Annotated in this window: 3 protein-coding genes; 1 reads left to right on the top strand and 2 read right to left on the bottom strand. The window is 40.2% G+C overall.

Going from position 1 to position 7,506, the window contains the following annotated elements:
- Window positions 1-532 precede the first annotated feature (532 nt).
- Window positions 533-1,693 (bottom strand): tetratricopeptide repeat protein, encoded by a 1,161-nt coding sequence (locus ACRD69_RS22795; protein WP_430817467.1) that lies wholly within the window; start codon window positions 1,691-1,693, stop codon window positions 533-535.
- A 48-nt stretch (window positions 1,694-1,741) separates the two neighbouring features.
- Window positions 1,742-4,270: a DNA gyrase subunit A gene (gene gyrA, locus ACRD69_RS22790; RefSeq protein ID WP_430817466.1), complete on the bottom strand. Its 2,529-nt coding sequence runs from the start codon at window positions 4,268-4,270 to the stop codon at window positions 1,742-1,744.
- A 346-nt stretch (window positions 4,271-4,616) separates the two neighbouring features.
- Between gyrA and ACRD69_RS22785 the strand changes: the two genes are divergently transcribed.
- Window positions 4,617-7,145 (top strand): ATP-dependent Clp protease ATP-binding subunit, encoded by a 2,529-nt coding sequence (locus ACRD69_RS22785; protein ID WP_430817465.1) that lies wholly within the window; start codon window positions 4,617-4,619, stop codon window positions 7,143-7,145.
- The last annotated feature ends 361 nt before the right edge of the window (window positions 7,146-7,506 follow it).

Genomic DNA, 7,506 nt, shown 5'->3' with positions numbered 1-7,506 from the left:
GTTGTTCAAAACAAGAAACCATACAGTCAAGACTATATTTGTCTTGATCCTAGAGAAAGAAATATGAACAGCTCCAATGAAAAAGTGGCTTAAAAAATTGTAATTTATTAGAGTATATCCGTGGTTATTTTATTACAAGCTGTAAATTATTTCGGCACTGCAATTCCGAAATATAAATGGAATATTTAAGGATTATGTGTGAAGTATTTTGAAATATGGAATTCTAAGGAGGTTTAGGTTTTTACAGCCTGTTAATCTATTCCGAAGGAATAATTCATGTTTATTGCTGAAATAATTAAGACTTCCGCAGAGATACAATTTGTGTTATGAGTGTATTCTCAATCGATATATATATTGGATATATCATGCATATGATTTTGCTTCAATTTATCTAAGTAACTGTTATTACTGGAATTACAAGCTGTGATTGGCGATCAATACACTTGTCTTATATTTCATATTATGTTATATTTATATATTAAAAAATTAGCCGGCGATTAAACCGGCTAACCTTCTATATTATTTCAATGAATTAGTTTAAAGCATCTAATTTAGCTTTAACCTCATTGTACTTATCCATTCTTTCGAAACGGTAGTATAAACCTTTTAAAGTTTCCAATACTGCAGCTTCTTCAGGCTTCACTTCGTGAGCTTTTTCCATAAATGGTAATGACTGCTCCCAGTAATCGTTAGCAATCTTCATTGCCTCATTAAACTCCTTAGTGGTTGTCTTGTCATTGGCAACATTCTGCTGCTCAACACCTTTGTTGTAATAAATTACACCAATGTTGTATAACGAGTTAAAGAATGCAGGATCAATTTCCAGACATTTTTTGTAATCGTTGATAGCAACATCTTTATCGATGTTTTCATTTAATACACCACGAGCATAATAGAAAGATGGATTCTCTGGATCTTTTTCGATCGCTGTATTCAAATACTCCAATGCAGCATCGTTTTCCTGAGCATCTAAGTAATACTGAATCAGAGTTGTTAAAATACGCTCATCTTCAGGATACTTCTGGAAACCTCTTTTTAAGTTCTCAGGAACTTTAAGGCTATCACCAGAGGCATCGAATACCTGGTCTAATAATAAAACTGCATCACCACCACCGTAGTTTAAGTCAATAGCCTGGTTGAAGAACTCTTCAGCCTTTGGCCAGTCTTTAGCATTGTAAGCAGCTAAAGCACAGTTATAAACAATAGCAGTATCAATACCTGGAGCTTCTTCCTGGAACATTGGTAAAGCATTGAAATACAATACGTTTTCAAACGCATACAATGCCTGGTTGAAATCCTCAGTATTAAAACCTTCGATACCAGAGTTAGTCAGGTCAGGCTTAAAGAAAGTCAATTGTAACTTGATTTCCTTCTCATATTTACCAATACCTTTTCCTTTGGCATCACCTTTTTGGTCTAATTCAATAGCTTTTTTATAAAAGTCTACAGCTTTTTTGATACCCTCAGCATCTTGTCCGGCTTTAGATAACTCAGTGTAAACTTTGGCAGCTACAATGTATGTCTTAGGCCAGTTAATTGACTTTTCATGCTCAAGAGCCTGGTCAATTGCTTTTTTAGCAGCTTCAAGGTCATTAGTGTCCAGGTAACCGCTTGCAGCTGATACTTTACCCTTCTGGGCAAATACAGCTGAGACGCTGAAAATTAGAATTGCAAATAGCGCTAATCTTTTCATTTCAAAAAGTTTTAGATTGATTTTGTGAGGCAAATATAGCATTTATCCTCATTCGTTAGTTTGTTCCGTTGTATTTTCGGTTACAGGATCATCGCCGTTATCGTTTTCAAACGCTTCATTTTCAATAGCAGCCTCCGATGTTACCTTAGCAACCGATGCAATTTCGTCTTGTTTTTTACTTAAATTAATCAGGCGAACACCCTGCGTGGCACGTCCCATCACCCTCATTTCACTAACTGACAAGCGAATGGCTATACCCGAACGATTGATAATCATTAAATCATTATCATCGGTCACATTCTTAATGGTAATCAACTCACCTGTTTTATCACTGATGTTCATGGTTTTTACACCCTTACCACCACGGTTGGTCACACGATAATCTTCTGTTTTAGATCGTTTACCATATCCTTTTTCCGAAACAACCAAAATGTCTTCGGCTTCAGTATTCTTAACACAAACCATGCCAACTACCTCGTCGGCCTCTGAAGCCAGCGTGATACCTCGCACTCCGGCACCTGTACGACCAATACAACGGGCCTGTGTTTCATTAAAACGGATGGCACGACCAGAGCGTGTTGCCATTAATATTTCAGACTGTCCATTGGTCAGACGAGCCTGCAATAACTCATCATTTTCCTTGATGGTAATAGCATTCACACCATTCACACGTGGACGAGAATAATCTTTCAGTAATGATTTTTTAACGATACCTTTCTTCGTACCCATCATGATGTAGTGAGAATTGATGTAATCTTCATCATTCAGTTTCTTCACCTTGATAAATGCTTTAACGGTATCATCCGGATCAATATTCAGCAGATTCTGAATAGCTCTGCCCTTAGACGTTTTATTTCCTTCAGGTATCTCGTACACTTTCAACCAGAAACAGCGTCCTTTCTTAGTGAAGAACAACATGGTATTGTGCATTGATGCCGGATAAATATGCTCGATAAAGTCTTCATCGCGAGTAGTGGATCCTTTAGATCCAACTCCACCCCTGTTCTGAGTTTTGAACTCAGCCAAAGGCGTACGCTTCATATAACCCAGGTGTGAGATGGTAATAATCATCTCTTCATCGGCATAGAAATCCTCAGGATTAAACTCTTCAGAGCTATATACTATATCAGTGCGGCGCTCATCGCCATATTTAGCTTTAACTTCTTCAAGCTCCTCTTTGATAATATTCATACGCAACTCGACATTGGCAAGAATATCTTTCAGGTGAGCAATTTCCTTCATCAGTTCATCATATTCAGCACGTAACTTATCCTGCTCCAGTCCTGTTAACTGACGCAAGCGCATTTCAACAATAGCACGCGCCTGAATATCTGTCAATTCAAAGCGTTCAATTAAGTTCTGACGAGCTTCATCAGGTGTTTGAGCAGCACGAATAATCTTGATGACTTCATCAATATTATCGCTGGCAATAATCAAACCTTCAAGGATGTGTGCACGCTTCTCAGCCTGGTCCAATTCGTACTGAGTACGACGGGTCACCACTTCATGACGGTGCTCAACAAAACACTTGATCAGTCCCTTAAGGTTTAATAACTGTGGACGTCCGTTAACCAGGGCAATATTGTTAACACCAAAGGATGTTTGTAAAGCCGTATACTTAAATAAGTGGTTCAATACAACATTAGCGATAGCATCCTTCTTCAGGTCAATAACAATACGCATTCCCTGACGATCCGACTCATCGTTAACATTTGAAATACCGTCGATCTTTTTCTCATTAACCAGGTCCGCAATCTTCATGATCAGTTCGGCCTTATTAACAAGGTAAGGAATTTCGGTAATAACGATTTTCTCACGCCCGTTGGCTTCCGTCTCAATATCCGACTTGGCACGCATTACAACCCGTCCTTTACCGGTATGGAAAGCATCTTTAACACCCTGATAGCCATATATGCTACCACCTGTCGGGAAATCAGGTGCTTTTACAATATTGATTAATTCATCAATTTCAATATCATTGTTGTCGATGTAAGCAACAGTAGCATCAATGGTGTCGCTCAGGTTATGAGGCGGCATATTGGTAGCCATACCTACGGCAATACCAGATGCTCCATTAACTAATAAGTTAGGTATACGGGTTGGTAAAACTGTTGGCTCCTGAATAGAATCATCGAAGTTCAGTTGGAAATCAACTGTATTCTTTTCAATGTCAACCAACATTTCTTCAGCCAGCTTATTCAGGCGGGCCTCAGTATAACGCATAGCCGCAGGGCTATCACCATCAACCGATCCGAAGTTTCCTTGTCCATCAACCAAAGGATAACGCAATGACCATTCCTGTGCCATACGCACCATCGCGAAATATACAGATGAATCACCGTGCGGGTGAAACTTACCAAGCACCTCTCCTACAATCCTCGCAGACTTCTTATATGGTTTATTGGCGGCTAATCCCAGCTCACTCATTCCATATAAAACACGGCGGTGTACCGGTTTCATACCATCACGAACATCAGGTAAGGCACGCGAAACGATTACCGACATCGAATAATCGATGTAAGCAGACTTCATCTCTTCCTCAATGTTGATCTTAATTATTTTTTCTCCTTCAGTCATTTATGAGTTTGTTTTATTATATGCTATTACATAAAAAATGGCTTTTAGGGAGCCATTTTTTGAACGCACTAATTTAAGTAATTTCGATTACATGAAAAAACGATTGTTAACACAATTTATCAACAAGTGCAAAGCCTAAGATACTCAGGAATGTTATCAACATTTTTTGATTATTGGCGCTAGAATATTTAAATTCACGATTGACATAAAAGCTGAATAATTGTCAGTTTTCAGGCTCAAAAACGAGAACTTTTAAAATTAGCATGGTTCTTGTTCATAATTTATTGCTGGTGGAGTAAACAAGAGCCTCCACCATTTGTTTTGTAATATAAGATTCTAAAAATATATGGATTTAAACTTTTCGCCACGTATTAAAGACGTGATATCATACAGCAAGGAAGAAGCTGAACGACTGGGCAACCGCTATATTTCGCCCGAGCACCTGATGCTTGGCATATTGCGGGAAGGAGAAGGTGTAGCAATAGAGATATTACAACGCCTGAATGCCGATATTCCAAAGATTAAAGGCTGCCTTGAACGTCACTTACTGGAAAATGAACCCATCCAGAGTGATAATCTGCCCCTGCTACAGTCGTCTGAACGAGTACTTAAACTGGTTCACCTCGAAGCCAAAGCCTTAAAAAGTGACCGCATTAATACAGGCCATCTACTAATCGCGCTGCTTAAGGAAAAGAGCAGTATAATATGGGAAATTATGGCAGAAGAAAATATTAATTACTACAAAGTCAAGGATATGCTTGACCGTGAAGAGCCGCTGGCTAAAGCCGATTATCCTGAAGATGACGATCAGGACAGCCCATTTTCCGGCTCGGGCTCGGGTTCCGGATCATCAGGAGAAGGTAGCAAATCAAGTTCTAAATCAGGTTCCGACACCCCTGTTTTGGATAATTTTGGTATTGATATTACCAAAGCAGCTGAAGAAAACCGCCTCGATCCTATTGTAGGCCGTGAAAAAGAAATTGAGCGTCTGGCGCAGATTCTGAGCCGTCGTAAAAAGAATAACCCGATATTGATAGGTGAACCCGGTGTTGGTAAATCAGCCATTGCAGAGGGGCTGGCACTGCGAATCATTGAAAAGAAAGTATCTCGCGTATTATTTGATAAGCGTGTGGTAACCCTTGATCTGGCTTCTATTGTGGCCGGTACCAAGTATCGCGGACAGTTTGAAGAGCGCATGAAAGCCATTTTGAATGAGCTGAGCCGCAATCCAAATATCATCCTCTTTATTGATGAGATCCACACTATTGTAGGTGCAGGTGGAGCAACAGGATCACTCGATGCCGCCAATATGCTTAAGCCGGCACTGGCACGTGGTGAAATTCAATGTATCGGAGCCACCACCCTGGATGAATACCGTCAGCACATCGAAAAAGATGGTGCTTTAGAGCGTCGTTTTCAAAAGGTAATGGTAGAACCGACCTCCATTGAGGAAACAGTTGAGATACTGAATAATATCCGCGAAAAATACGAAGATCACCACAATGTTAACTACACACCGGAAGCTGTTGAAGCCTGTGTGAAGCTGACCGAACGTTATATATCTGACCGTCACCTGCCCGATAAGGCCATTGATGCCCTTGATGAAGCCGGTTCACGTGTACATATATCTAATATTGTGGTACCTGAGACCATTCTTAAGATTGAGAATGATATAGATGAGATCAAAGAAAATAAGATAAAAGCTGTTAAAGCACAGAACTTTGAGTTGGCCGCCAGCTTCCGCGATAAGGAAAAAGGTCTGCTTGAAGAACTTGAAAGTGCCAAAAGCAAGTGGGAAGAAGAACTGCTTCAACACCGCGAGAGCGTAGATGCTGAAAAAGTGGCAGAAGTTGTTGCCATGATGACAGGCATTCCTGTTCAGCGCGTGGCACAAGCCGAAGGTTTCCGCCTACTTAAGATGGGTAAAGAATTAAATGGTTCGGTGATTGGTCAGAACAAGGCCATTGAAAAGATCGTTAAAGCCATCCAGCGTAATCGTGCTGGATTGAAAGATCCGAATCGTCCGATTGGTTCATTTGTCTTTTTGGGTCCGACCGGTGTAGGTAAAACACATCTTGCAAAGGTGCTGGCCAAGTATCTTTTTGATACGACCGACGCATTAATACGCATCGACATGAGCGAATACATGGAGAAATTCTCTGTTTCGCGATTAGTTGGAGCGCCTCCGGGATATGTAGGTTACGAAGAGGGTGGTCAACTAACTGAAAAGGTGCGCCGTCGCCCTTACGCAGTGGTGCTTTTAGATGAAATTGAAAAAGCCCACCCCGATGTGTTTAATTTACTGCTTCAGGTACTGGATGAAGGTCGTTTGACCGATAGTTTGGGACGAAAAGTGGACTTTAAGAACACCATCATCATTATGACCTCTAACATTGGAACAAGAGAGTTGAAAGACTTTGGTCGCGGAGTTGGTTTTACTCCTAAGAGCAGCATTTCGGATCAGGACCATGCCAAGGGTGTAATAGAAAAAGCTTTGAAAAAGGCATTCGCGCCTGAATTTATCAACCGTATTGATGATGTGATTATCTTCAACAACCTGGAGAAAAATGATATTCATAAGATTATTGATATCGAATTAAAAGGGTTATATGAACGCGTGGAAGGTTTGGGCTATAAATTGGAATTATCAGATGCCGCCAAAGACTTTATTGCATCTAAAGGCTACGATATTCAGTATGGCGCCCGTCCTTTAAAACGAGCTATACAGAAATACCTTGAGGATGAAATGGCTGAAGTAATTATTCAGGCATCTGTTTCTGAAGGAGATATTATTAAAGTGGATTTTGACAGTAAGGAAGAGAAGATTGTCACGGCCATTGTGGAGCTTTCAAAAGAAAAAGAGAAAGACAATTAAAACATATTGAATAAGTTAAAGAAGAGGCTGCTCGCATGAGCAGCCTTTTTTTTGTGGTATGGTTTTCAACATTCTATCCCCTTAACCATACAACTACCTATTCCGCTGCAAATAAACTCCTGCATTAAGATATTCACGGTTGCAGCGGGATGATGGGGATGACTGGTCCTGGGGTGTCGCTACGCTTTACCCCAGGCTATGATGATGTGGGCCTTCAGCCCGTTATTTACAGCCTGGTAATCAATTCCGAAGGAATAATCCGTGTAATAGAAGTCTATTGCTGAAATAATTAAGAATTGCGCAGGGATACAATTTGTGGAATTTGTGGATATAATATTAAAAGCTGTAAATCAACATTCTA

Origin of the sequence: Carboxylicivirga agarovorans (genome assembly GCF_050589845.1) — a bacterium.
In the GTDB taxonomy this organism is placed as follows: Bacteria; Bacteroidota; Bacteroidia; order Bacteroidales; family Marinilabiliaceae; genus Carboxylicivirga; species Carboxylicivirga agarovorans.
Note: the sequence above shows the minus strand (reverse complement) of the source record. Positions and strands in the feature narration are given on the sequence as shown.

Bases quoted from the DNA above. Each gene is read 5' to 3' on its own strand.
- gyrA (WP_430817466.1), bottom strand. From the start codon at position 4,270: ATGACTGAAGGAGAAAAAATAATTAAGATCAACATTGAGGAAGAGATG.
- ACRD69_RS22795 (WP_430817467.1), bottom strand. From the start codon at position 1,693: ATGAAAAGATTAGCGCTATTTGCAATTCTAATTTTCAGCGTCTCAGCT.
- ACRD69_RS22785 (WP_430817465.1), top strand. From the start codon at position 4,617: ATGGATTTAAACTTTTCGCCACGTATTAAAGACGTGATATCATACAGC.